Genomic DNA, 23648 nt, shown 5'->3' with positions numbered 1-23648 from the left:
GCCTCTTGGCCGTCGACCCAAGACGGATGCCTATGAACCCGAATTTTCTTGATTTCGAACAGCCGATCGCTGACCTGCAAGCCAAGATCGAAGAGCTGCGCTTGGTCGGTAATGACAACTCGCTGAATATCGGCGACGAAATTTCTCGTCTGCAGGAAAAGAGCAACACGCTCACCGAAAACATTTTTGGCAACCTGACCAGCTGGCAGATTGCGCGGATGGCGCGTCACCCGCGTCGTCCTTATACCCTGGACTACATCTCACACATCTTCACCGAATTCGACGAACTGCACGGTGATCGGCACTTTTCCGACGATGCGGCCATCGTCGGCGGCATTGCGCGTCTGGAAGACCAGCCAGTGATGGTGATCGGTCACCAGAAAGGCCGTGAAGTGCGCGAGAAAGTTCGCCGCAACTTCGGCATGCCACGTCCTGAAGGCTATCGTAAAGCCTGTCGTCTGATGGAAATGGCCGAGCGCTTCAAAATGCCGATTCTGACCTTCATCGACACACCGGGCGCCTACCCGGGTATCGATGCCGAAGAGCGTAACCAGAGCGAAGCGATTGCCTGGAACCTGCGCGTCATGTCTCGCTTGAAAACTCCGATCATTGCCACGGTTATCGGCGAGGGTGGTTCTGGCGGTGCGCTGGCTATCGGCGTTTGCGATCAATTGAACATGCTCCAGTATTCGACCTACGCGGTTATTTCGCCGGAAGGTTGCGCATCGATTCTGTGGAAAACTGCCGAAAAAGCCCCTGATGCTGCTGACGCAATGGGCATTACCGCTGACCGTCTCAAAGGTTTGGGTATCGTTGATAAAGTCATCGGCGAACCGTTGGGCGGCGCCCATCGCGACCCGGCGATGGCTGCGGCTTCGATCCGTCAGGAATTAAGCAGCCAATTGGCGATGCTCAAGAAGTTCGATACCGAAGCGTTGCTGGCGCGCCGTTATGAGCGCCTGATGAGCTACGGTCTCTGAGTCAAGATTGCATTCGCGGATAAGCCCGCTCCTTTGCAGGAACGGGCTTATCCGCAATCAGGCGCACAGCGGCTGTCGTCCATGACTACGTTCAAGCACTGCAATAACGATCTGCGCTCCAGGTTGCTTCGCACTCTCGAGCCTTGGCGCAATGCTTCGGCTTGGCGCATCGCGTTTTCCGGCGGTCTGGACTCCTCCGTTCTGCTGCACCTTCTGGCTGATCTCGCTACCCGCGAAGCATTGCCGCCCTTATCTGCGATTTATATCCATCACGGCCTTCAGGCTGCGGCAGATGTGTGGCCCGAGCATTGTGCTCAGGTGTGTCGGGCCTTGGGTGTGCCGCTGCAGGTGATGGCTGTGCAGGTTGAGCCTGGCGCCAGTATCGAGCGTGCGGCTCGTGAGGCGCGTTATACGGCGTTCAGTCAGGCGCTGGCGCCAGGCGAGGTGCTGTTGACCGCCCAGCATCGCGATGATCAGGCCGAAACCCTGCTGTTTCGTCTGCTGCGCGGGGCGGGTGTGCGGGGTCTTGCTGCGATGTCTGAACAGCGCGCGCTGGGAAGAGGGCAGTTGTTGCGGCCTTTGCTCGACGTCTCGCGCGCAATGCTGGAGATGTATGCCCGCGAACGGGGATTGAGCTGGGTCGAAGACCCCAGCAATAAAGACAGTAGGTTTTCCCGAAATTACCTGCGTCAGCTCATTCTGCCCTCACTGACCGAGCGCTGGCCTCAAGCTGCCGCGAACATGGCGCGAACCGCTGCGCATCTGGCGGAGGCGCAAGGGCTGCTCGACGAATTGGCCGATCAGGACCTGGTGCGGGCGGGTACCGATGCACCCTTCCCTTGGCTGGGTTTGTCGTCGTTGGCGCTCGACCCTCTAAAAGCCCTTTCTCCGGCACGCCAACGCAACGCATTGCGCCATTGGCTAGCGCCTTTGACGCGCCTGCCGGACAGCGAACATTGGGTCGGTTGGGACAGTTTGCGTGACGCCGGCCGCGAGGCTCGACCGATCTGGCGTCTTGCCGACGGTGAGCTACACCGCGCCGAGGGGCGTATCTGGTGGCTGTCGGGTGCATGGTTGCAGCAGCCAGACGCCTCGATCGTCTGGGCAGATCCTCGGGAGGCATTGAGTTTGCCGGGCAATGGCTGGCTTGAGTTTGACAATGGGGTTTTGGGCGGCGAGTTGCAGGTGCGTTATCGCCAAGGCGGTGAGCTCATGCATCTGCCGGGGCGAGGGCATCGAGACCTCAAGCGCTTGCTCAACGAGAGTGGTTTGCCGGTGTTTGCCCGTGGCCGATTGCCGCTGGTGTATCGCGGTGAGCAGTTATTGGCGGTTGCCAACCTGCCAGAATTGGACGGAACAGCCCATGGCGACTGGCGATTGCGCTGGCATGCGCCGACGAACGACCAAAGTTTGAGCTGAAAGGCCGTTTCCGGTAGACTACGCTCCCTTCTTGATACAGCTTCTGTGGATTCTTCTGAATCGACGGAAGTTGCCGATTACCAGGCAGTTTTTGCTGGGCGATTCTCAAAAATGTAGCGAGCAACAGGCGAGCTTTTTCAGTCTGCCGGTCCCAACGCAGCAATTTTCAGGAGTGCACTGTGAAATTAATTGGTAATTGGGGGCTTCGGCCTTCCTTCGCTCTCCCCGGCGGCTCTGACCGCTTTAACGCAGACTTCTAGGGTTTTTCATGACGCGCTACATCTTCGTCACGGGCGGTGTTGTTTCTTCATTGGGGAAAGGCATTGCCTCTGCTTCACTGGCGGCCATCCTGGAGGCGCGGGGACTTAAGGTCACCATGCTCAAGCTTGACCCCTATATAAACGTGGACCCGGGCACCATGAGCCCATTCCAGCACGGTGAAGTGTTCGTCACTCATGACGGCGCCGAAACCGACCTGGACCTGGGCCACTACGAGCGGTTCATCCGCACCACCATGACCCAGAACAACAACTTCACCACGGGGCGTGTGTACGAACACGTCCTGCGCAAAGAGCGCCGTGGTGATTATCTGGGCGCGACCATCCAGGTGATTCCGCACATCACCGACGAAATCAAACGCCGGATCATCAAGGGCGCTGGCGATGCTGACGTCGCCATGGTCGAGATCGGTGGCACCGTCGGTGACATCGAATCGCAACCGTTCCTTGAGGCTATCCGCCAGTTACGCATCGAGGTCGGCGCCAAGCGTGCGATGTTGATGCACCTGACGCTGGTGCCTTATATCGCCACTGCTGGCGAAACCAAGACCAAGCCGACTCAGCATTCGGTCAAAGAACTGCGCTCCATCGGTTTGCAGCCAGACGTATTGATCTGCCGCTCGGATCATCACGTGGATATTGCCTCGCGGCGCAAGATTGCGTTGTTCACCAACGTTGAAGAGCGCGCAGTCATCTCGCTGGAAGACGCCGACACCATCTACAAGATTCCGGGCATGCTCCACGCTCAAGGGCTTGATGATTTCGTCGTTGAGCGTTTCGGTCTGCAATGCGGCAGTGCTGATTTGTCCGAGTGGGAACAAGTGGTCGACGCCAAGCTCAACCCTGAGCATGAAGTCACCATCGCCATGGTCGGCAAGTACATGGAGCTGCTCGACGCCTACAAATCGTTGATTGAAGCGATGAGCCATGCCGGTATTTCCAATCGCACCAAGGTCAACCTGCGCTACATCGACTCCGAAGACATCGAGAATCAGGGCACTGCCTTGCTCGAAGGTGTCGACGCGATTCTGGTTCCGGGCGGGTTTGGTTTGCGTGGCGTTGAAGGCAAGATCACTGCTGTAAAATTCGCTCGCGAGAACAAGATCCCTTATTTGGGTATCTGTTTGGGCATGCAAGTAGCGGTTATCGAGTTCGCGCGCAACGTGTTGGGCTGGAAAGACGCCAACTCTACCGAGTTCGATCGCGCCAGTGGCCATCCGGTCGTGGGTCTGATCACCGAGTGGGAAGATGCCACCGGTGCCGTTGAAACCCGCACTGAAACATCCGACCTCGGCGGCACCATGCGTCTTGGCGCGCAGGATTGCCAGTTGGAGCCTGGTTCGCTGGTGCGCGATTGCTATGCTAAAGACGTGATCGTCGAGCGTCATCGCCATCGTTATGAAGTGAACAACAAGCTGCTGCCAAGCCTGGTCGAAGCGGGCCTGAAAGTGACCGGTCGGTCCGGTGACGGTGCTTTGGTCGAAGTGATCGAAGCGCCGGATCATCCTTGGTTCGTCGCCTGTCAGTTCCACCCTGAGTTCACCTCGACACCGCGCGACGGTCACCCGTTGTTCAGCGGTTTCGTCAAGGCGGCTTTGACGCAACATCAGAAGAAGGCCTGACTTTTATGGCGCAAAAGATCATCCGTGTAGGCGCGATCGAGATTGCCAACGACAAGCCGTTTGTCTTGTTTGGTGGCATGAACGTGCTGGAATCGCGGGACATGGCCATGCAGGTCTGCGAAGAGTACGTAAGGGTCACCGAAAAGCTCGGTATCCCTTACGTGTTCAAGGCCAGTTTCGACAAGGCCAATCGTTCGTCCGTGACCTCTTACCGTGGCCCAGGCCTGGAAGAGGGCATGCGGATTTTTGAAGAGATCAAAAAGACCTTTGGTGTACCGCTGATCACGGATGTGCACGAACCTGAGCAAGCTGCGGTAGTGGCTGAGGTTTGCGACATCATCCAATTGCCGGCGTTTTTATCGCGGCAGACCGATCTGGTCGTGGCAATGGCCAAGACCGGTGCGGTGATCAACATCAAGAAAGCCCAGTTTCTCGCCCCTCAGGAAATGAAACATATCCTGGCCAAGTGCGAAGAAGCCGGGAATGATCAATTGATTCTGTGCGAGCGTGGTTCCAGCTTCGGTTACAACAACCTGGTCGTGGACATGCTCGGCTTCGGCATCATGAAGCAGTTCGAGTATCCGGTATTCTTCGACGTGACTCATGCCTTGCAAATGCCAGGTGGTCGCTCCGATTCTGCTGGTGGTCGTCGGGCTCAGGTCCTCGATCTGGCCAAGGCCGGTCTCAGCCAGAGTCTGGCCGGGTTGTTCCTCGAAGCGCATCCGGATCCGGATAACGCAAAATGCGATGGTCCTTGCGCCTTGCGTCTGGACAAGCTCGAGCCATTCCTGGCTCAGCTCAAGGCACTGGATGAACTTGTGAAAAGTTTTCCGACGGTAGAGACCGCGTAAAACCGGTTTCTCCGGTAAAGTGCCGCTCGGTATTTCTCTGGCCCACGGGCCAGAGGCTTATCCTCGTCAGACCTGCCCGCTGCACAACGCCTGACGGCGATAATTGATTCCCTCAGCTGTGTCGCTTTCGTCAATCTTGGAGTGTTTACAACAATGGCAAAAATCGTCGACATCAAAGGTCGTGAAGTTCTCGACTCCCGTGGCAATCCCACCGTGGAAGCAGATGTGCTCCTCGATAACGGTATCATCGGCAGTGCCTGCGCGCCGTCCGGTGCTTCCACTGGCTCGCGTGAGGCGCTCGAGCTGCGTGATGGCGACAAGGGTCGTTACCTTGGCAAAGGTGTTCTCAAGGCTGTAGCTAACATCAATGGCCCGATCCGCAGCCTGTTGCTGGGCAAGGATCCGCTGGACCAGCAAGCGCTGGACCGTGCCATGATCGCCCTGGACGGGACCGAAAACAAAGCCAGCCTGGGCGCTAATGCGATCCTGGCTGTGTCGCTGGCCGCAGCCAAAGCTGCCGCTCAGGATCAGGATCTGCCGCTGTACGCGCACATCGCCAACCTCAACGGCACGCCGGGTGTGTACTCAATGCCGGTGCCGATGATGAACATCATCAACGGTGGCGAGCATGCCGATAACAACATCGATATCCAGGAGTTCATGGTGCAGCCGGTTGGCGCCAAGACCTTCTCCGAAGCGCTGCGCATGGGCACCGAAATTTTCCATCATCTGAAAGCTGTGCTCAAAGCCCGTGGCTTGAACACTGCTGTCGGCGATGAAGGCGGTTTCGCACCGAACCTGGCTTCGAACGAAGACGCCTTGGGTGCTATCGCTGAAGCGGTGGCCAACGCCGGTTACGCGCTAGGCACCGACGTGACCCTGGCGCTGGACTGCGCGGCCAGCGAATTCTACGAAGACGGCAAATACGATCTGGCTGGCGAAGGTCAGAAGTTCGACTCGGCGGGTTTCGCTGATTACCTGGCCGGTCTTGTCAGCCGTTATCCGATCATCTCCATCGAAGATGGCATGGACGAGTCCGATTGGGCTGGCTGGAAAGTTCTGACCGACAAACTGGGTGAGAAAGTGCAATTGGTTGGCGACGACCTGTTTGTGACCAACACCAAGATTCTCAAAGAAGGCATCGATAAAAAGATCGGCAACTCGATCTTGATCAAGTTCAACCAGATCGGCACCCTGACCGAAACCCTGGAAGCCATTCAGATGGCCAAGGCAGCGGGTTATACGGCTGTCATCTCGCACCGCTCCGGCGAAACCGAGGACTCGACCATTGCCGATCTGGCTGTCGGTACGGCCGCAGGTCAGATCAAAACCGGTTCTCTGAGCCGTTCTGATCGCATCGCCAAGTACAACCAACTGCTGCGTATCGAAGAGCAATTGGGCGCCAAGGCTGTATACAACGGTCGTGGTGAGTTTCGCGGCTGAGCTGGAGATGGTAAAAAGACAACGGGCGCTGTAAGAAAAGTCGGCATAGCTGACGATTCTGCCAGCGCATGAGTGATTGAGCCTGGTTTTGCCGGGCTCAATGCCCTCGCTCGATTTCCAACGTGTCGGCATCGCTGTCTTTTCCACTGAGTACCTGAATATTCAATGCGCAGTCCTAACTGGTTGTTCCTCATCTTGCTTCTGCTGCTGGCCGGCCTGCAGTATCGCCTTTGGGTGGGCAACGGAAGCCTGGCGCAAGTGGCCAGTCTGACCCAGCAAATCGCTGATCAGCATGCTGAAAACGATACGCTACTGGAACGCAACCGGGTTCTTGATGCGGAAGTGCTTGAGCTGAAAAAAGGCCTGGAGACCGTTGAAGAGCGGGCGCGTCACGAATTGGGCATGGTCAAGGACGGCGAAACCCTTTATCAGTTGGCCCAATGACATCTGTTCTACCTGCCTTCTGGGCAGTGATTCCTGCCGCGGGCGTTGGCGCTCGCATGGCGGCTGACCGGCCCAAGCAGTACCTGCAACTGGGCGGACTCACTATTCTCGAACACAGCCTTAATTGTTTTCTCGATCACCCCCAACTCAAGGGACTGGTGATCAGCCTGGCTGTGGATGATCCCTATTGGCCGACCCTGGCATGCTCTGCTGACTCGCGGATCCAGCGCGTGGCGGGCGGGCGGGAGCGGGCAGACTCAGTGCTCAATGCGCTGTTGCATCTCCACGCGCAAGGCGCTCATGACGATGACTGGGTGCTGGTTCACGATGCGGCTCGTCCGAATCTATCGCGCGGAGACTTGGACACGCTGCTGTACGAATTGGCTGACGATCCTGTCGGTGGTCTGTTGGCCGTTCCGGCTCGCGACACACTCAAGCGCGCGGACAGTAATGGGCGCGTCACGGAAACTGTTGATCGCAGCTTGATCTGGCAGGCCTATACGCCGCAGATGTTCCGCCTCGGCGCACTGCACCGTGCCTTGGCTGACAGTCTGGTATCGGATGTCAGTATCACCGATGAAGCCTCCGCCATCGAATGGGCAGGTCAGTCTCCCAGGCTGATCGAGGGGCGTTCAGACAACATCAAGGTGACGCGCCCCGAAGACCTAGAATGGCTGCGTCAACGTCGAGACTTCAAAGGTTGAGCCCGGCGAAGTCGCTTTAATCGCGATACTCTTTACACAGCGCCAACCCGGCTTTCAAATGCTCGACCAACTTGCGCACCTTGGGCGACAGATGCCGTTGCTGTGGATAAAGTGCCCAGACCGCCGTGTTGGGGGGTTGATGAGCGTCCAGCAGCGAAATCAACGCGCCACTGTTCAGGTGTTCAAGCACGTAGTAGTCCGGCAACTGACACAATCCGATCCCCTGCAGCGCCGCGTCGAGCACGGCCTGCCCGCTGTTGCAGCGCCAGTTGCCTTGAACCCGTTGCGAGAATTCCCGACCATTTTGCTGCAGTTGCCACGTGTCGCTACTACCGATCAAGCAGTTGTGACGGTTCAATTCCGACAGGCTGTGCGGTCGCCCATAACGCTCAAGGTAAGAGGGCGATGCGCACAGGTACATGCGCCGAGGCGCCAAGCGGGTAGCAATCAGTCTTGAGTCTTGCAGACGACCCAGGCGAATCGCCAGATCGAGGCCTTCATGCACCAGGTCCAGCGTGCGGTTGCTCAGCTCGATATCCACGCGCAATTGTGGATACAGCATCATGAAGCCGGTCACTAGCGGTGTAATGAAGCGTTCTCCATACGCCACGGCGCAGGTCATGCGCAGCAGGCCTTTAGGTTCGCTGGTGAGGTCGCCTATCGCGCGCAGTGCTTCTTCGCGCCCATCTTGCAGGCGCTGACAGTGCTGAAGAAATGTCTGCCCGGCTTCGGTCAAGGCTACGCGTCGGGTGCTGCGATACAGCAGCCGGGTTTGCAGGCGCTCTTCGAGCCTGGCGATCTGTCGGCTGATGTGTGATGACGAAACGCCCAAGCGTTCTGCCGCAGCGGTGAACTGCCCGCATTCAGCCACCGCCACAAACTCATCCAGCCCTTCCCAGCGATTGGCGTACATCGATTGTCCCTGTACAGCAATAATGTTTTGCTTTTAGCCCGATTATTCCTTAATCAGCACTGCTTTACACTCTCAGGCTTGTTTTTACTTCGTCGGAGAAGATTGATGATCAAGTCACGTGCTGCCGTTGCCTTTGAAGCCAAGAAACCGCTCGAAATCGTTGAAGTCGATGTCGCGATGCCCAAGGCCGGTGAAGTGCTGCTGCGGGTCGTCGCTTCCGGTGTGTGTCACACCGATGCCTACACCTTGTCTGGCGCTGACCCGGAAGGCATCTTCCCTTCGATCCTCGGTCATGAAGGTGGTGCAATCGTCGAAGCAATCGGCGAAGGCGTGACCTCAGTTGCAGTCGGTGATCATGTGATCCCGCTGTACACCCCGGAATGCCGTAAATGCAAATTCTGCCTGTCGGGCAAGACCAACCTGTGCCAAGCCATTCGCGCCACTCAGGGCAAAGGTTTGATGCCGGATGGTACGTCGCGCTTCTCTTATAAAGGCCAGACGATTTTCCATTACATGGGCACCTCGACCTTCTCCGAATACACCGTATTACCGGAAATATCGGTCGCGAAAATATCCAAAGACGCGCCGCTGGAAAAAGTCTGCCTGCTCGGTTGCGGCGTCACTACCGGGATTGGTGCGGTACTGAACACCGCGAAAGTCAAACCGGGCGACACCGTGGCGATCTTTGGTCTGGGTGGGATCGGTTTGTCAGCGGTGATTGGCGCGGTCAAGGCCAAGGCCGGGCGCATCATCGCCATCGACATCAATCCCTCCAAGTTTGAAATCGCCAAACAACTGGGCGCTACCGACTGCATCAACCCTAAGGATTACGATCGCCCGATTCAGGACGTGATCGTTGATCTCACTGACGGCGGTGTGGATTTCTCCTTCGAGTGCATCGGCAACGTGCAACTCATGCGTGCGGCGCTTGAGTGCTGCCACAAAGGTTGGGGTGAGTCGGTGATCATTGGCGTGGCTGGCGCCGGTCAGGAAATTTCAACCCGACCTTTCCAACTGGTCACCGGGCGCGTCTGGCGCGGCTCGGCGTTTGGCGGTGTACGGGGTCGCACTGAATTGCCGAGCTATGTCGACATGGCACAGAAGGGCGAAATCCCGTTGGATACTTTCATCACCCACACCATGGGCCTGGAAGACATCAATAAGGCTTTCGAGCTGATGCATGAAGGCAAGAGCATTCGCACCGTCATCCATTTCTGAGGTCTGTCATGAGCCTGGAAAACCTGTCCTGCCAGAAAAGCTTCGGTGGCTGGCACAAGCGTTACAAGCATCACTCCGATGTGCTCGGCTGCGACATGGTGTTTGCCGTTTACCTGCCACCGCAAGCGGAGCAGGGCGGTAAATTGCCGGTGGTGTACTGGCTGTCTGGATTGACCTGTACCGATGAAAATTTCATGCATAAGGCAGGGGCACAAAGGATCGCGGCCGAGCTGGGTTTGATTATCGTCGCCCCCGACACCAGCCCGCGCGGGCCGGATGTACCGGGTGATCTGGATGGTGCATGGGATTTTGGGCTGGGTGCCGGCTTTTATCTGAACGCCACCCAGCAACCATGGGCGAAGAACTACCGCATGCATGACTATGTGGTGAACGAGCTGCCGGCACTGGTCGAGGCGCATTTTCCGGCCTCGGACCGGCGTGGAATCAGTGGTCACTCCATGGGTGGACACGGGGCATTGGTGTGCGCTTTGCGTAATCCGGGGCGCTATCAATCAGTGTCAGCTTTTTCGCCGATCAGCAATCCGATGGACTGCCCATGGGGCCAGAAGGCTTTTTCCCGTTACCTTGGGGATGAGCGTTCGCGCTGGCGCGAATGGGATGCGAGTGTGTTGATCGCCGAGGCTTCGGAAAAATTGCCGATCCTCGTCGATCAGGGTGATCGTGATGATTTCCTCGCCAATCAGCTTATGCCTGAGGCGCTGGTGCAGGCGGCAAAATCTGCTCGGCATCCACTCACCTTGCGTATGCAGCCCGGTTACGACCACAGCTATTTCTTCATCGCGAGCTTTATCGAAGATCACTTACGTCATCATGGGGTCGCTCTAAGCGGCTAATGTTCGACAAAGTAGGTAGAATCACGCCCTGACTTTTTCGGGGCGTTTTTTTATGCGTATTGGCCACGGCTACGATGTGCACCGTTTCGCTGAAGGCGATTTCATCACCTTGGGTGGCGTGCGGATCGCGCACGGCTTCGGGCTGCTCGCCCATTCCGATGGCGACGTGCTGCTGCATGCACTCAGCGATGCCTTGCTCGGCGCGGCCGCGTTGGGGGATATCGGCAGGCATTTCCCGGACACGGACCCGCAATTCAAGGGCGCAGACAGTCGCGCCTTGTTGCGTCACGTGGTCACATTGGTCAATAACAAAGGCTGGAAAGTCGGCAACATCGACGCCACCATTGTTGCCCAGGCACCGAAAATGGCCCCGCATATCGAATCGATGCGCGCGCTGATTGCCGCGGATCTTCACGTCGAGTTGGATCAAGTGAACGTAAAAGCTACCACCACTGAAAAACTTGGCTTCGTTGGCCGTGAAGAAGGCATCGCGGTTCATGCTGTCGCCTTGTTGCTCTCGGCATGACGGAACTCGAATTGCTTGGCCCGCGCGCCTACGGTGACGCCTTGGGTACTGCGGTACTCAAAGCCACGGCCGAAGATTTCCAGGTCGATGAAGTCCTGGATATTCCGTTGTCCGGCGACGGAGAGCATCTGTGGCTATGGGTCGAGAAGCGAGGCCTGAACACCGAAGAAGCGGCCCGCCGCCTGGCGCGTGCTGCCGGTGTGCCGTTGCGAACCGTCAGTTATGCGGGCTTGAAGGATCGTCAGGCGTTGACGCGACAGTGGTTCAGCTTGCACTTGCCGGGCAAGGCTGACCCTGATCTGTCAGCGGCTCAGGACGATACCCTGAAAATCCTGAAGATTGGCCGTCATAAACGCAAACTGAATCGCGGCGCTCACGCGGCCAATGGCTTTACCTTGCGCCTGACCCAGTTGCAGGCGGATCACGTGGCCTTGCAGGCGCGCCTCGAATTGATCGCCAGCCACGGCATCCCCAATTATTTTGGTGCCCAGCGCTTCGGTTGGCAGGGCGGTAATCTGGGCGAAGCCCGTGAGTACGCATCGCGCCAGGCATTGCCGGAACAACGCAATGTGCGTTCGCGGCTGTTGTCGACGGCTCGCAGCTATCTGTTCAATCAGGTGTTGGCGGCGCGAGTGGCGGATGGCAGTTGGCAGCGGGCGCAAGTGGGCGATCTGCTGGCGTTCACTGATAGTCGCAGCTTTTTCCCTGCTGGCGAGGCTGAATGCAGCGATCCTCGTCTGGCTATTCTTGACCTGCACCCGACCGGGCCGCAGTGGGGCGAGGGTGATTCGCCTGCGACCGGCGTCACGGGCATGCTTGAACAAGCCGTCGCTGATCGCGAACCCGCGTTGCGCGATTGGCTGATCAAAGCAGGCATGGAACATGAACGTCGTATCCTGCGGCTGCCCATTGGTGGATTGACGTGGCATTATCCCGAGCCTGACATTCTGCAATTAGAATTCGTCCTTCCGGCCGGATGCTTCGCCACCGTATTGGTGCGTGAACTCGTCGATCTGGTGGCGGTGGGGCAGACGGACAGCTCATGCGCATTCTGATTTCTAACGATGATGGGGTTACGACACCGGGTTTGGCTGCGCTTCATGCAGCGTTGACGGGCTATGGGGAGTGCGTGGTCATTGCCCCTGATCAAGACAAAAGCGGTGCAAGCAGCTCTCTGACGCTTGATCGCCCGCTTCACGCCCACACGTTGGCCAACGGCTTCATCAGCCTGAACGGTACGCCAACCGATTGCGTGCATCTTGGGCTCAACGGGCTTCTTGATCTGCAGCCGGACATGGTTGTCTCGGGCATCAATCTGGGGGCCAACCTCGGCGATGATGTGCTGTATTCCGGCACGGTGGCCGCCGCGCTGGAGGGGCGATTTCTCAAGCGCCCGTCGTTTGCGTTCTCATTGTTATCGCGTCTGGTAGACAACCTGCCGACGGCCGCGCACTTTGCCCGCATGCTGGTCGAAGCCCATGAACAGCTCGACCTGCCGCCGCGCACGGTGCTAAACGTCAACATCCCGAACCTTCCGCTTGAGCATATCCGCGGTATTCAACTGACCCGCCTGGGGCATCGCGCCCGCGCGGCTGCTCCGGTCAAGGTTGTCGATCCGCGTGGCAAGGTCGGCTATTGGATTGCAGCGGCAGGCGATGTTGAAGACGGCGGACCAGGGACCGATTTTCACGCGGTCATGCAAGGATACGTGTCGATCACCCCGCTGCAGCTGGACCGAACCTATCAGGACGGTTTCAGCAGCCTCAACGGCTGGCTAGAGGGGCTCGGTTGATGTCGCGCGAGCAAGATGATCTGTTACGACGCGGGATCGGGATGACCTCCCAACGCACCCGCGAGCGTTTGATTCAACGTTTGTACGAAGAAGGCCTGTCCAACGCTCAGGTGCTGGAAGTGATCCGGCGAACGCCACGGCATTTGTTCGTTGATGAGGCGCTGGCACACCGTGCCTACGAAGACACCGCATTACCGATTGGCCATAACCAGACCATTTCCCAGCCATACATGGTTGCGCGAATGAGCGAGCTGCTACTGGAAGCCGGTCCTCTGGACAAGGTGCTGGAGATAGGCACCGGCTCGGGTTATCAGACCGCAGTCCTGGCGCAACTGGTGGAGCGGGTTTTTTCGGTGGAGCGCATCAAGGTTTTGCAGGACCGCGCCAAGGAGCGACTGGTCGAGCTGAATCTGCGCAATGTGGTCTTTCGCTGGGGCGATGGCTGGGAAGGCTGGCCTGCTCTGGCGCCTTACAACGGCATCATAGTGACTGCAGTGGCGACCGATGTTCCGCAGGCCTTGCTTGATCAATTGGCGCCGGGTGGACGCTTGGTCATTCCGGTCGGCTCAGGCGAGGTCCAGCAATTGATGTTGATCATCCGCGAGGAGAATGGTTTTTCCCGTCATGTGCTGGGCGCGGTGCGATTCGTGCCCTTGCTCAATGGGCCACTGGCGTGAGGCTTGTTACGGCCCGTAATGAATTCTGTCCGGTCATCAAGGTCCTATAGCCGACGAGCAGGTTAACGCAGTATCTTGAATAAGTGCTGTAACGCACGGTTTTGTAACCAGTTAAGTATTAGCTGCCAGCCGTTATTACGGCACAATAGGCAACTTAAATTCAGTCACCAGTAAAGGGAGTGGCGGGTGAGTCTCACAGTCATTCGACAGTGTATGTCCATAGCAAGCTTTCAGCGCCTGGTGATTGGCATTGCCCTCGGTATATTTCTGGCCGGCTGCTCCAGCACGCCTTCTGGAGGGGTGAGGGTTGTCGATCGTAACAAGACGGCGCCCCAACGGCAGGCGGTTACGACCGGGCAGTACGTGGTGCGGCGTAGCGATACCCTGTTCTCTATTGCATTTCGTTACGGTTGGGACTGGAAAGCGCTGGCCGAACGCAATCAGATTCCTGCTCCCTATACCATCCACCCGGGGCAGACAATTCGCTTTGATGGCCGGTCAAGTTCCGCGCCGACGTCAGTCGCTTCCACATCCGATGTAGCCCCTTCCGGTTCGATCAAAACGACAGTGATCTCTCGCCCTATCGGGGTTGTCCCGGTAATCGTTCCTGCTCCTGCCGGGACTCCTGCGACAACGCCGATACAGGCTGTAGGACGTTCACCCGCGGGTTGGGCGTGGCCATCTAATGGCATTTTGATAGGTAAATTTTCTTCAAACGGTAGTTTGAATAAAGGAATTGATATCGCTGGGGATTTGGGACAGCCTGTTTTGGCTGCGTCTGATGGTTCGGTGGTGTACGCCGGGAGTGGCTTGCGGGGCTACGGCGAGTTAGTAATCATCAAACACAGCGACACCTACGTCAGTGCTTACGGACATAACCGTAGGCTGTTGGTTCGGGAGGGGCAGCAGGTCAAGGTCGGACAGACAATTGCTGAAATGGGGTCAACGGGGACTGACCGGGTGAAACTGCATTTTGAGATTCGCCGTCAAGGTAAACCTGTAGATCCTCTGGAATTCCTGCCACGTCGTTGATCGGTTACCAGCCTGTTTCCTGGCGTAGAGGGGACAGGCTCAAGCGTTGCCATGGAAGTTAGGCGCCGCTAGGGCTTGAGGTCGAACTCACCAAAGGACTATAACAATGGCTCTCAGCAAAGAAGCGCCGGAGTTTGACATCGACGATGAGGTGCTCCTTATGGAACCCGGCATCGTTCTGGACAAGGTTTCGAGCAAGGAAACTGCTGTAACTCCTGCCCGCGCCAAAGCCAAACACTCCACAACGCTCAAGCAACACAAGTACATCGACTACACCCGGGCGCTCGACGCCACTCAGTTGTATCTGAATGAAATTGGTTTCTCTCCTCTGCTTTCGCCGGAAGAAGAAGTCCACTTTGCGCGTTTGTCGCAGAGCGGTGATCCGGCAGGGCGCAAACGCATGATCGAAAGCAATCTGCGGCTGGTGGTAAAAATTGCCCGACGCTACGTCAATCGTGGACTCTCATTGCTTGACCTGATCGAAGAGGGCAACCTGGGCCTGATCCGGGCGGTCGAGAAATTCGATCCTGAACGCGGTTTCCGCTTCTCAACTTACGCGACATGGTGGATTCGCCAGACCATTGAGCGTGCCATCATGAATCAGACCCGTACGATCAGGTTGCCCATTCATGTGGTCAAAGAGCTTAACGTTTACTTGCGTGCTGCTCGTGAATTGACCCAGAAACTTGATCACGAACCCTCTCCTGAAGAAATCGCCAACCTGCTCGAAAAGCCGGTTGGCGAGGTCAAACGCATGCTTGGGCTCAATGAACGGGTGTCCTCCGTAGACGTTTCCCTCGGTCCAGATTCTGACAAGACTTTGCTCGATACGCTGACCGATGATCGCCCTACAGACCCGTGTGAATTGCTGCAGGACGATGATCTTTCCCAGAGTATCGATCAGTGGCTTTCCGAGCTTACCGATAAGCAGCGAGAGGTGGTAATAAGGCGTTTCGGCTTGCGAGGGCACGAAAGCAGTACCTTGGAAGACGTAGGTCTGGAAATTGGTTTGACCCGCGAAAGGGTCAGGCAAATTCAGGTCGAGGGCCTCAAGCGCTTACGTGAAATTCTTGAAAAGAACGGTCTGTCGAGCGAGTCTCTGTTTCAATAGCAGTGCATGGACTCAAGTGTGTGCGACGTTGTGCGACCGATTTATAAAAACACCTCGACTGGGTCGGGGTGTTTTTATATTCGCGAGGTGGATAAGTGGCTGCGGGTGTTCCATGATTTATTAGATGATGCCTTTCATACGTTTAGCGCGACGAGCAATAGGGCGTTTTTTATGTAAGCCTTTGCTTACGCGTGGTGTAAGTGATCGTAAGTTTAAGGGGGCGATATTGTCTTTGTTTTATTATTATTTGTGTAGTTTGTTGATTTTAAATGATATTTAATTTTAATGACTGGTCGGCCAAGACTCTTTTTGAAAACTTTTAACGGTTGCTCCTGGCGGTGAAATCACTAAGATAAGAACTGTGTCCAGGGATAGACACAGGCCGTTAAGGATGACAGTCAAGGACATCGCAGGATGCGATTCATCAGGATGATGAAAGGGATTACAGGGATTAAGGACAATATGGGCGGGTCATACCGCCCTTTTTTTTGCCTGCGGAAAACTGCCGGCGCAGCAGGGCCCGTTGGGCGGACCCTGTTTAAAGACTTAAAATACAAAAGGCCCCGAAGGGGCCTTTTGTAAGAGCAATACGACTTAGCGCTCTAGATCTTTGAGCTTGTCTTTGACGCCATCCCACTCTTCAGCATCGGGCAGGCCTTCTTTCTTCTCGGTGATATTCGGCCAGATTTCCGCTAACTCTACGTTCAACTGGATAAATACCTGCATATCCTCAGGCACTTCATCTTCCGAGAAGATTGCCTGTGCCGGGCACTCAGGCTCGCAAAGCGCACAATCGATGCACTCATCCGGGTGAATCACCAGGAAATTCGGGCCTTCGTAGAAGCAGTCCACCGGACACACTTCTACGCAGTCGGTGTACTTGCACTTGATGCAGTTGTCGGTGACGACGAAGGTCATTTCTAATTATCTCCTCAGGCGGCGGTAGCTGAGCCCTTCCAGCAGGGCTGCTAAGTTCGGGAACTTCCCAGGCCGTGTGAAACCAATACATTCAGTGGCAAGGCGCTTATACGGCATCGCGCCTTGCCTTACCGTTGTTCGTTCGCTTTCACGCGGCTCGGATAATCTGCGGAGTCAGGCTAAAAACCCGCAGCATCCCAAGCCGCGCGGGATTCTAACAGCTTGCAGCGATTGCCGTTAGATGCGCGTCTGCAAGACATACAATAACTCTAGCGCCTGGCGCGGTGTCAGGTCGTCTACTTTGGTTTTTGACAACTCTTCGAGTACCGGGTGCGGAAGGCTGGCGAACATATCGCTTTGCTGTGGGGTCGATGGTTTGCCAGGGACTGATCGGGGCGCCTCATGGGGCAGGCTCGTTGTTTCCAGACGCTGCAAGTGTTCCTTTGCGCGCAGTATGACCTTGGCTGGAACCCCCGCCAGCTGGGCGACTGCCAGGCCATAGCTTTGGCTGGCAGGTCCGGGCAAGACACGATGCAGGAAGACGATTCGTTCATTGTGCTCCGTGGCGTTCAGATGCACGTTTGCAACCAGCGGCTCGCTTTCCGGGAGTACAGTCAGCTCGAAATAGTGGGTGGCGAACAGCGTATAGGCGCGTAACTGGGCGAGACATTCTGCCGCAGCCCACGCCAGTGATAATCCGTCGAATGTGCTGGTGCCTCGGCCGACTTCATCCATCAATACCAGGCTGCGGTCGGTCGCGTTATGCAGAATGTTCGCGGTTTCGCTCATTTCCACCATAAAGGTAGAACGGCCGCCTGCCAGGTCGTCGCTGGAACCGATCCGGGTAAAGATCCGATCCACCAACGACAGCTCGCAACTGGCTGCAGGTACGAAGCTGCCGATGTGAGCCAGCAAAACGATCAGGGCGGTCTGGCGCATGTATGTCGACTTACCGCCCATGTTCGGTCCGGTGATCACCAGCATTCGAGTGTTGTCATCAAGCGCCAGATCGTTGGCGACGAATGGACTGGTCAACACTTGCTCGACAACCGGGTGCCGGCCTTGTTCGATGCGCATGCACGGCTCATCGACGAAGCGTGGGCAGTTCAGGTCAAGGTTCAGCGCGCGCTCAGCCAGGTTGCTCAGTACGTCCAGTTCAGCCAATGCCGCAGCCGTGTCTTGCAAGGGCGCCAAATGACCGATCAGGTCTTCGAGCAACGCTTCGTAGAGCATCTTTTCGCGAGCCAGTGCGCGGCTCTTGGCTGACAGCGCCTTGTCTTCGAACGCCTTCAACTCAGGGGTGATGAAGCGCTCGGCGCCTTTGAGCGTCTGGCGTCGGATATAGTCGGCGGGCGCCTGCTCGGCTTGCTTGCTTGGCAGCTCGATAAAGTAGCCGTGAATCCGGTTGTAGCCGACCTTGAGGTTGGCCAGCCCCGTGCGGGCTTTTTCTCGGGCTTCCAGATCAATCAGAAACTGTCCGGCGTTTTCGCTGAGCGATTGCAGGTCGTCGAGCTCGGCGTCGTAGCCGGTTTTCAACACGCCGCCATCACGAATGACTGCAGGCGGGTTGTCGATGACAGCTCTTTGCAGCAGGTCCGCTAATTCCGGGTAGGTGCTGGTCGTCAGCGCCAGTTGCTGGAGGTGCGGTGCTTCCAAATCAGTCATTGCTCGTTGTAGCTCGGGCAATGCCGCCAGGGCGTCGCGCAGGCGGGCCAGATCACGCGGGCGTGCGTTGCGCAGGCCAATCCGGGCGAGAATCCGCTCGATATCGCCAATTTCCTTCAACTGCGGCTGCAGGTGTTCAAAGCGGTAACGTTCGAGCAGGCATGTGATCGAGCTTTGTCGGGCTTGCAGCACGCTCAAGTCACGTAATGGGCGATTCAGCCAGCGTGTCAGCAGGCGACTGCCCATGGCGGTCTGGCAGCGGTCCATGACCGATTGCAGAGTGTTTTCGCGTCCGCCTGCCAGATTGGTGTCCAGCTCCAGGTTGCGTCGACTGGCGCCATCGAGTACGACCGTATCATCCAGACGTTCATGGCGCAGGCTGCGCAAATGCGGGAGAGCGGTGCGCTGGGTTTCTTTGGCATAACCGAGCAAACAACCTGCGGCTCCGATAGCCAGTGTCAGGTTCTCGCAACCAAAGCCTTTGAGGTCCTGGGTAGAAAATTGCTGGCACAGGCTTTTAAACGCCGAATCGCGCTCGAAGTCCCACGGCGCACGACGCCGGGTCCCTCGTCGCTTCTCGGCGGGCAAGCCCTGTGGCCAATCATCGGGGATCATCAGCTCGACTGGATTGATGCGCTCCAGCTCCGCCAGCAGGTTTTCCCAGCCCTTGATTTCAAGAACACTGAAATTGCCACTGGTGATGTCCAGAACAGCGAGGCCAAACAGGCGTTCATCGCCCAATACCGCAGCAATCAGGTTGTCCCTGCGTTCGTCGAGTAGCGCTTCGTCGCTGACCGTGCCGGGTGTAATGATTCGCACGACCTGACGGTCCACCGGGCCTTTACTGGTCGCGGGATCGCCGACCTGTTCGCAGATCACTACCGACTCGCCGAGCTTCACCAGCTTCGCGAGATAGCCTTCGGCCGCATGGTAAGGAATCCCACACATAGGGATCGCCTGTCCCGCCGACTGGCCGCGCGCAGTCAACGTGATATCCAGCAGCTTGGAGGCTTTTTTGGCGTCTTCGTAGAAAATTTCGTAAAAGTCGCCCATGCGATAGAACATCAACTGATCAGGGTGTTGATTTTTCAACCGCCAATATTGCTGCATCATCGGGGTGTGGGAAGACAGGTCAGTCAATGCTTTATTCATCGGTTTTTTAGGCGAATTCGTCAAAAGTGTGGGCCAGATGTCGGGCGCCTTGCGGAGCTCATCGACGTGGATGAAGTCCTGTGCCCGTCTGTTTTTACAATGGGCGCAAGGTTAACACGCACGATCTTGCCTCGCAGAGTGGAGCCTGGCGAAAAGCCTGGTTACGACTTTGCGATGGGCTATTGCGCAGAGATGGCTACGCTTGCATTCAAGCTGTTTCATTCCAGAGAACAGCAGGAACAAGGATGTTCTTATGTCGAATAAACGTGGTCGAGATGCAGTCAATGGTCGCTTCATCTCTGTCGACGAGGCAAAAAAGCGCCCCAGAGAAACAATGATTGAAACCGTTAAAAAACCGGTCAAGAGAGGTCGGTAGCCATTCAATCGCGCGTGATCCAAGGGGCGGAGTGGTCGAATGCTTCTGTCCTTGCACGTATAAAAAGCTCGTGTACGGTGTCTCGTCTGACGTGCTGAAAATCGGAGAAGGTCGTGGATGATATTACCCAGCTTGCGGCTGTACTCGGCAAGCATCTGCAATCGTTGAAGGCGCAAGTAACCACCGCTGAATCCTGCACGGGGGGAGGGATTGCCGAGGCGATTACCCGTATACCCGGCAGCTCTACCTGGTTCGAGGCCGGTTATGTCACCTATTCGAACGCGCAAAAGACCCGTCAGTTGAACGTGCCAGCCGAACTGTTCGGTTCGGTGGGAGCGGTCAGCCGCGAAGTGGTCGAGGCCATGGTGTCGGGCGCACAGGAAAAAAGCGGGGCACAGTTTGCTGTCGCGGTCAGTGGCGTTGCCGGGCCTGATGGTGGCTCGGCGGACAAGCCGGTAGGGACGGTATGGCTTGCATGGGGCGCGGGACAGCAGCTCGTTTCCGAGCGCAGACAGTTTGACGGTGACCGTGATCAGGTCCGCCGACAAACGGTAAAGGCCGCGCTAGAGGGGCTGATACAGCTCGCGGCTGGAGAAATACTAAAACGGGGGTAGGCGAGCGCTCCACCCTGTGGAATAATACTGTCTACTTATACAGGTGTTGTGGCCGTCAGGCCTTATTGATTACGTGAGGACTTCAATGGACGAGAACAAGAAGAAAGCCTTGGCTGCGGCCTTGGGTCAGATCGAGCGTCAATTCGGCAAAGGTGCCGTTATGCGCATGGGGGATCATGACCGCCAGGCGATTCCTTCTATTTCTACCGGCTCACTCGGGTTGGATATCGCCCTCGGTATCGGTGGCTTGCCACGAGGCCGAATCGTTGAAATCTACGGTCCGGAGTCCTCGGGTAAAACCACGCTGACGCTTTCGGTTATCGCTCAAGCCCAAAAGCTGGGTGCTACCTGTGCATTCGTCGATGCTGAGCACGCGCTCGATCCAGAATACGCAGGCAAGCTTGGCGTCAATGTTGACGACCTGCTGGTGTCGCAACCCGATACCGGTGAGCAAGCGCTGGAAATCACCGACATGCTGGTGCGCTCCAACGCCGTCGACGTTATTGTGATCGACTCCGTAGCAGCCCTGGTTCCGAAAGCTGAAATCGAAGGCGAAATGGGTGACATGCACGTAGGCCTTCAGGCCCGTCTGATGTCACAGGCGTTGCGTAAAATCACCGGTAACATCAAGAACGCCAACTGCCTGGTCATCTTCATCAACCAGATCCGTATGAAGATTGGTGTGATGTTCGGTAGCCCGGAAACCACCACAGGCGGTAATGCGCTCAAGTTCTATGCTTCGGTCCGTCTGGACATCCGCCGTACTGGCGCGGTGAAAGAAGGTGATGAAGTTGTAGGCAGCGAAACCCGCGTCAAAGTCGTCAAGAACAAAGTGGCTCCGCCGTTTCGTCAGGCTGAGTTCCAGATTCTCTACGGCAAGGGTATTTACCTGAACGGCGAGATCATTGATCTGGCTGTACTTCACGGTTTTGTAGAGAAATCCGGTGCCTGGTACAGCTATCAGGGCAGCAAGATTGGTCAGGGCAAAGCCAACTCGGCCAAGTTCCTGGCGGATAATCCGGAAATTGGTGCGAACCTCGAGAAGCTGATTCGTGAAAAGCTGCTGACTCCGACTGCCGATACCAAGGCATCGCCTGCCGCCGACACCAAGGCATTACCTGTTAAAGGTGCCAAAATGGCTGCTGCTGATCTGGCCGAAACCGACGTCGATATCTGATACAGCCTATGACAGCGGTGCTTGATACGCCTGTCGCCGTAAGGCGTACTGCAATGGACCTGCTCGCACGTCGCGAGCACGGTCGAGTCGAGCTGGCGCGCAAGTTGCGTCAGCGCGGCGCCCCTCCTGAATTGATCGAACCTGCCCTTGACCGGCTTACGGAAGAAGGGTTGTTGTCCGAGTCGAGATACCTCGAAAGCTTCGTTTCTTACCGTGCTCGCTCGGGTCAAGGGCCTTTGCGCATCCGTGAAGAGCTTGGGCAGCGTGGCTTGCCACGAGCAGATATAGAGCAGGCATTACGCGAGAGTGGCTTCGACTGGCAGGCTCAGCTGGAAGAAACCTGGCGACGCAAGTTTGCCGGGAAGCTACCGGTGGACGCTCGCGAGCGTGCGAAGCAGGGACGTTTCCTTAGCTATCGGGGTTATCCGCTGGACATGATCGGCCGCTTGTTGAGCGGCCGGGGTGCGGATGACTGAGCGAAGTGGACAAGCCGCTGAGCTTGCCCGGGGCAGGACCCCTTACGTGACCTTTAGCGGTTCACGTACACGGGTTTGTTGCTGAGGAGGGGTTTTGGCCCAGCTTTCCGGTTTGTTGATGTAATCGACCAGTTCGCGCAGGCGACCCTGGTTTCTTCCATTAAAGTTAAACACCAGTCGCACAAGGTGGCTGAACTGCGGTTCGTCGTGCTCTTCACCCATGTACATATGCTGATGGAAGGTGTCACTCAGCCGCAAGTCGGCAAACGCCTCTTGTATGTAGTCGAGTGACTGCTGGTTGAGCGGGTGATTCATCCGAATCACAAACAGACTTTTCAGCCACCGGGTGGAATGGAAGTTGTTGTAGAACTGGTTGATTTCATCGACCGCTTCTTCCGCGCTGTAAACCAGTCGCAGCAACTTCATGTCGCTTGGCAAAATGTAATGATTGGCCTCCAGTTGATGGCTGATGAAATTAAGCGCCTCTTGCCAGAAGCTGCCACCGGGTGTGTCGAGTAAAACGACAGGCACAAGTGGGCTTTTGCCAGTCTGAATCAGCGTCAAGACTTCCAGCGCTTCATCCAGCGTGCCGAAACCGCCAGGGCATAGCACCAGTCCATTCGCTTCTTTAACGAAGAACAATTTGCGGATAAAGAAGAAGTGGAAAGGCAGCAGGTTGTCAGTGCCTTCAACGGTGGGATTTGCATGCTGCTCGAAAGGCAGGGTGATATTGAAGCCCAGGCTATGGTCGAGCCCCGCTCCTTCGTGTGCTGCGGCCATAATGCCGCCACCGGCACCAGTAATCACCATCAGGTCGGAGCGCGCCAAGGCGGCGCCTACTTCCCGTGCCAAGGCATACAGCGGATGTTCTACAGGTGTACGAGCCGAGCCGAACACGGTGACTTTACGACGGCTCTTGAATTGTTCCAGTATCCGGAAGGCGTGCTCAAGTTCACGCAATGCTTGCAGGGTTATCTTGGCGTTCCAGCGATTGCGGTCGTCCTGCGCCATGCGCAGAACAGTCAACATCATGTCGCGGTAGAGCGGTAGATTGGGGCTGTTGGGAGCAACCAGGCCGATATGTTCTTCAACCTTGCTGGTGAGGTCGAAACCATTGCTCTGGAAGTGTCGAGACAAAAAATCATTCGGTTCATAAGGCATTCAGACTTTCTCCTTCTGCAGAACCACTGATCGTGCCGACATGATCGACACGACCGCGACACATCGTGTGTCGCTGGCTGCCCAGACATTTGCCCGAGCATTACAGCTGGCTTTGGAGCGCCAGTTTCGCACGGATATCGTTACCGAGTGATCCATACTGATTCTGCTTATGTCCTTGGGTTAAAAGAAAAACATGGGTACTACGTAACAGTACGGGCAACCCCCTTTTTGCCCTGAAAATTTAA

The 23648-nt window shown here is 56.7% G+C and carries 22 protein-coding genes; 18 read left to right on the top strand and 4 right to left on the bottom strand.

From position 1 onward, the window contains the following. Positions 1–32 precede the first annotated feature (32 nt). From RHM55_RS06815 to ispD, 7 genes are all read left to right on the top strand, one after another. Entirely contained in the window at positions 33–980 is a 948-nt protein-coding gene (locus tag RHM55_RS06815) for an acetyl-CoA carboxylase carboxyltransferase subunit alpha (protein ID WP_322180471.1), read from the top strand. 81 nt (positions 981–1061) lie between these two features. Continuing rightward, positions 1062–2399 carry a tRNA lysidine(34) synthetase TilS gene (gene tilS / locus RHM55_RS06810; RefSeq protein ID WP_322180469.1) on the top strand — a complete coding sequence of 446 codons (1338 nt, stop codon included), beginning with the start codon at positions 1062–1064 and terminating at the stop codon, positions 2397–2399. 268 nt (positions 2400–2667) lie between these two features. Continuing rightward, positions 2668–4299 carry a CTP synthase gene (locus tag RHM55_RS06805; RefSeq protein ID WP_322180467.1) on the top strand — a complete coding sequence of 544 codons (1632 nt, stop codon included), beginning with the start codon at positions 2668–2670 and terminating at the stop codon, positions 4297–4299. A gap of 5 nt (positions 4300–4304) precedes the next feature. After that, entirely contained in the window at positions 4305–5150 is an 846-nt protein-coding gene (kdsA, locus tag RHM55_RS06800) for a 3-deoxy-8-phosphooctulonate synthase (RefSeq protein ID WP_322180465.1), read from the top strand. A 153-nt stretch (positions 5151–5303) separates the two neighbouring features. Continuing rightward, complete coding sequence (eno, locus tag RHM55_RS06795) at positions 5304–6593, top strand: phosphopyruvate hydratase (protein WP_322180463.1); 1290 nt, start codon at positions 5304–5306, stop codon at positions 6591–6593. A 165-nt stretch (positions 6594–6758) separates the two neighbouring features. Further along, positions 6759–7037 carry a cell division protein FtsB gene (ftsB, locus tag RHM55_RS06790; RefSeq protein WP_219061254.1) on the top strand — a complete coding sequence of 93 codons (279 nt, stop codon included), beginning with the start codon at positions 6759–6761 and terminating at the stop codon, positions 7035–7037. After that, entirely contained in the window at positions 7034–7741 is a 708-nt protein-coding gene (gene ispD / locus RHM55_RS06785; protein WP_322180460.1) for a 2-C-methyl-D-erythritol 4-phosphate cytidylyltransferase, read from the top strand. The genes ftsB and ispD overlap by 4 nt, the downstream gene beginning before the upstream one ends. A 16-nt stretch (positions 7742–7757) precedes the next feature. Here the strand turns inward: ispD and RHM55_RS06780 are convergent, their stop codons facing one another. After that, entirely contained in the window at positions 7758–8654 is an 897-nt protein-coding gene (locus RHM55_RS06780) for a LysR substrate-binding domain-containing protein (protein WP_322180458.1), read from the bottom strand. Between the two features lie 105 nt (positions 8655–8759). Here RHM55_RS06780 and RHM55_RS06775 point away from each other — a divergent pair, with 105 nt between their 5' ends. From RHM55_RS06775 to rpoS, 8 genes are all read left to right on the top strand, one after another. Next, positions 8760–9872, top strand: coding sequence for an S-(hydroxymethyl)glutathione dehydrogenase/class III alcohol dehydrogenase (locus RHM55_RS06775; RefSeq protein ID WP_219061257.1), 1113 nt, complete (start codon positions 8760–8762; stop codon positions 9870–9872). An 8-nt stretch (positions 9873–9880) separates the two neighbouring features. Beyond that, positions 9881–10726 carry an S-formylglutathione hydrolase gene (fghA, locus tag RHM55_RS06770; RefSeq protein WP_322180455.1) on the top strand — a complete coding sequence of 282 codons (846 nt, stop codon included), beginning with the start codon at positions 9881–9883 and terminating at the stop codon, positions 10724–10726. A gap of 52 nt (positions 10727–10778) precedes the next feature. Beyond that, the gene (gene ispF / locus RHM55_RS06765) at positions 10779–11252 is read left to right on the top strand and encodes a 2-C-methyl-D-erythritol 2,4-cyclodiphosphate synthase (RefSeq protein WP_219061259.1); all 474 of its coding nucleotides are present in this window, start codon (positions 10779–10781) and stop codon (positions 11250–11252) included. Next, entirely contained in the window at positions 11249–12307 is a 1059-nt protein-coding gene (gene truD, locus RHM55_RS06760; protein ID WP_322180453.1) for a tRNA pseudouridine(13) synthase TruD, read from the top strand. The genes ispF and truD overlap by 4 nt, the downstream gene beginning before the upstream one ends. Continuing rightward, the gene (gene surE / locus RHM55_RS06755) at positions 12295–13044 is read left to right on the top strand and encodes a 5'/3'-nucleotidase SurE (protein ID WP_322180450.1); all 750 of its coding nucleotides are present in this window, start codon (positions 12295–12297) and stop codon (positions 13042–13044) included. The genes truD and surE overlap by 13 nt, the downstream gene beginning before the upstream one ends. Positions 13045–13085: 41 nt before the next feature. Then, a complete protein-coding gene (locus RHM55_RS06750; protein WP_322182776.1) occupies positions 13086–13721 on the top strand; it encodes a protein-L-isoaspartate(D-aspartate) O-methyltransferase in 636 nt (211 codons plus the stop codon). A gap of 186 nt (positions 13722–13907) precedes the next feature. Further along, positions 13908–14753 carry a peptidoglycan DD-metalloendopeptidase family protein gene (locus RHM55_RS06745; protein ID WP_322180448.1) on the top strand — a complete coding sequence of 282 codons (846 nt, stop codon included), beginning with the start codon at positions 13908–13910 and terminating at the stop codon, positions 14751–14753. A 106-nt stretch (positions 14754–14859) separates the two neighbouring features. Next, on the top strand, positions 14860–15864 hold the full coding sequence (gene rpoS, locus RHM55_RS06740; protein WP_219061263.1) for an RNA polymerase sigma factor RpoS: 1005 nt from the start codon (positions 14860–14862) through the stop codon (positions 15862–15864). Between the two features lie 594 nt (positions 15865–16458). On the opposite strand, the gene fdxA is transcribed toward rpoS, so the two are convergent. Both fdxA and mutS read right to left on the bottom strand, forming a co-directional pair. Continuing rightward, positions 16459–16782, bottom strand: a complete 324-nt coding sequence (gene fdxA / locus RHM55_RS06735) for a ferredoxin FdxA (RefSeq protein WP_322180445.1) — start codon at positions 16780–16782, stop codon at positions 16459–16461. A gap of 237 nt (positions 16783–17019) precedes the next feature. Then, a complete protein-coding gene (gene mutS, locus RHM55_RS06730; RefSeq protein WP_322182773.1) occupies positions 17020–19587 on the bottom strand; it encodes a DNA mismatch repair protein MutS in 2568 nt (855 codons plus the stop codon). A 501-nt stretch (positions 19588–20088) separates the two neighbouring features. On the opposite strand from mutS, the gene RHM55_RS06725 reads away from it, so the two are divergent. From RHM55_RS06725 to recX, 3 genes are all read left to right on the top strand, one after another. Next, complete coding sequence (locus RHM55_RS06725) at positions 20089–20589, top strand: CinA family protein (protein WP_322180443.1); 501 nt, start codon at positions 20089–20091, stop codon at positions 20587–20589. An 85-nt stretch (positions 20590–20674) separates the two neighbouring features. Beyond that, positions 20675–21766 carry a recombinase RecA gene (gene recA / locus RHM55_RS06720; protein WP_322180441.1) on the top strand — a complete coding sequence of 364 codons (1092 nt, stop codon included), beginning with the start codon at positions 20675–20677 and terminating at the stop codon, positions 21764–21766. Between the two features lie 8 nt (positions 21767–21774). Then, positions 21775–22242, top strand: a complete 468-nt coding sequence (gene recX, locus RHM55_RS06715) for a recombination regulator RecX (RefSeq protein WP_322180439.1) — start codon at positions 21775–21777, stop codon at positions 22240–22242. Between the two features lie 42 nt (positions 22243–22284). On the opposite strand, the gene RHM55_RS06710 is transcribed toward recX, so the two are convergent. Further along, positions 22285–23403, bottom strand: coding sequence for an LOG family protein (locus RHM55_RS06710; RefSeq protein WP_322180437.1), 1119 nt, complete (start codon positions 23401–23403; stop codon positions 22285–22287). Positions 23404–23648: the final 245 nt, after the last annotated feature.

Source organism: Pseudomonas sp. MH9.2 (assembly GCF_034353875.1).
Classification (GTDB): Bacteria; Pseudomonadota; Gammaproteobacteria; order Pseudomonadales; family Pseudomonadaceae; genus Aquipseudomonas.
This window is presented reverse-complemented; position numbering and strand designations above follow the sequence as displayed.

Excerpts from the sequence above, each read along its gene's own strand:
- ispD (WP_322180460.1), top strand. The coding sequence starts at position 7,034 with ATGACATCTGTTCTACCTGCCTTCTGGGCAGTGATTCCTGCCGCGGGC.
- RHM55_RS06780 (WP_322180458.1), bottom strand. The coding sequence starts at position 8,654 with ATGTACGCCAATCGCTGGGAAGGGCTGGATGAGTTTGTGGCGGTGGCT.
- recA (WP_322180441.1), top strand. The coding sequence starts at position 20,675 with ATGGACGAGAACAAGAAGAAAGCCTTGGCTGCGGCCTTGGGTCAGATC.
- eno (WP_322180463.1), top strand. The coding sequence starts at position 5,304 with ATGGCAAAAATCGTCGACATCAAAGGTCGTGAAGTTCTCGACTCCCGT.
- RHM55_RS06710 (WP_322180437.1), bottom strand. The coding sequence starts at position 23,403 with ATGCCTTATGAACCGAATGATTTTTTGTCTCGACACTTCCAGAGCAAT.
- truD (WP_322180453.1), top strand. The coding sequence starts at position 11,249 with ATGACGGAACTCGAATTGCTTGGCCCGCGCGCCTACGGTGACGCCTTG.
- tilS (WP_322180469.1), top strand. The coding sequence starts at position 1,062 with ATGACTACGTTCAAGCACTGCAATAACGATCTGCGCTCCAGGTTGCTT.
- recX (WP_322180439.1), top strand. The coding sequence starts at position 21,775 with ATGACAGCGGTGCTTGATACGCCTGTCGCCGTAAGGCGTACTGCAATG.
- RHM55_RS06805 (WP_322180467.1), top strand. The coding sequence starts at position 2,668 with ATGACGCGCTACATCTTCGTCACGGGCGGTGTTGTTTCTTCATTGGGG.
- ispF (WP_219061259.1), top strand. The coding sequence starts at position 10,779 with ATGCGTATTGGCCACGGCTACGATGTGCACCGTTTCGCTGAAGGCGAT.
- RHM55_RS06775 (WP_219061257.1), top strand. The coding sequence starts at position 8,760 with ATGATCAAGTCACGTGCTGCCGTTGCCTTTGAAGCCAAGAAACCGCTC.
- fdxA (WP_322180445.1), bottom strand. The coding sequence starts at position 16,782 with ATGACCTTCGTCGTCACCGACAACTGCATCAAGTGCAAGTACACCGAC.
- surE (WP_322180450.1), top strand. The coding sequence starts at position 12,295 with ATGCGCATTCTGATTTCTAACGATGATGGGGTTACGACACCGGGTTTG.
- RHM55_RS06750 (WP_322182776.1), top strand. The coding sequence starts at position 13,086 with ATGACCTCCCAACGCACCCGCGAGCGTTTGATTCAACGTTTGTACGAA.
- ftsB (WP_219061254.1), top strand. The coding sequence starts at position 6,759 with ATGCGCAGTCCTAACTGGTTGTTCCTCATCTTGCTTCTGCTGCTGGCC.
- RHM55_RS06815 (WP_322180471.1), top strand. The coding sequence starts at position 33 with ATGAACCCGAATTTTCTTGATTTCGAACAGCCGATCGCTGACCTGCAA.
- fghA (WP_322180455.1), top strand. The coding sequence starts at position 9,881 with ATGAGCCTGGAAAACCTGTCCTGCCAGAAAAGCTTCGGTGGCTGGCAC.
- kdsA (WP_322180465.1), top strand. The coding sequence starts at position 4,305 with ATGGCGCAAAAGATCATCCGTGTAGGCGCGATCGAGATTGCCAACGAC.
- rpoS (WP_219061263.1), top strand. The coding sequence starts at position 14,860 with ATGGCTCTCAGCAAAGAAGCGCCGGAGTTTGACATCGACGATGAGGTG.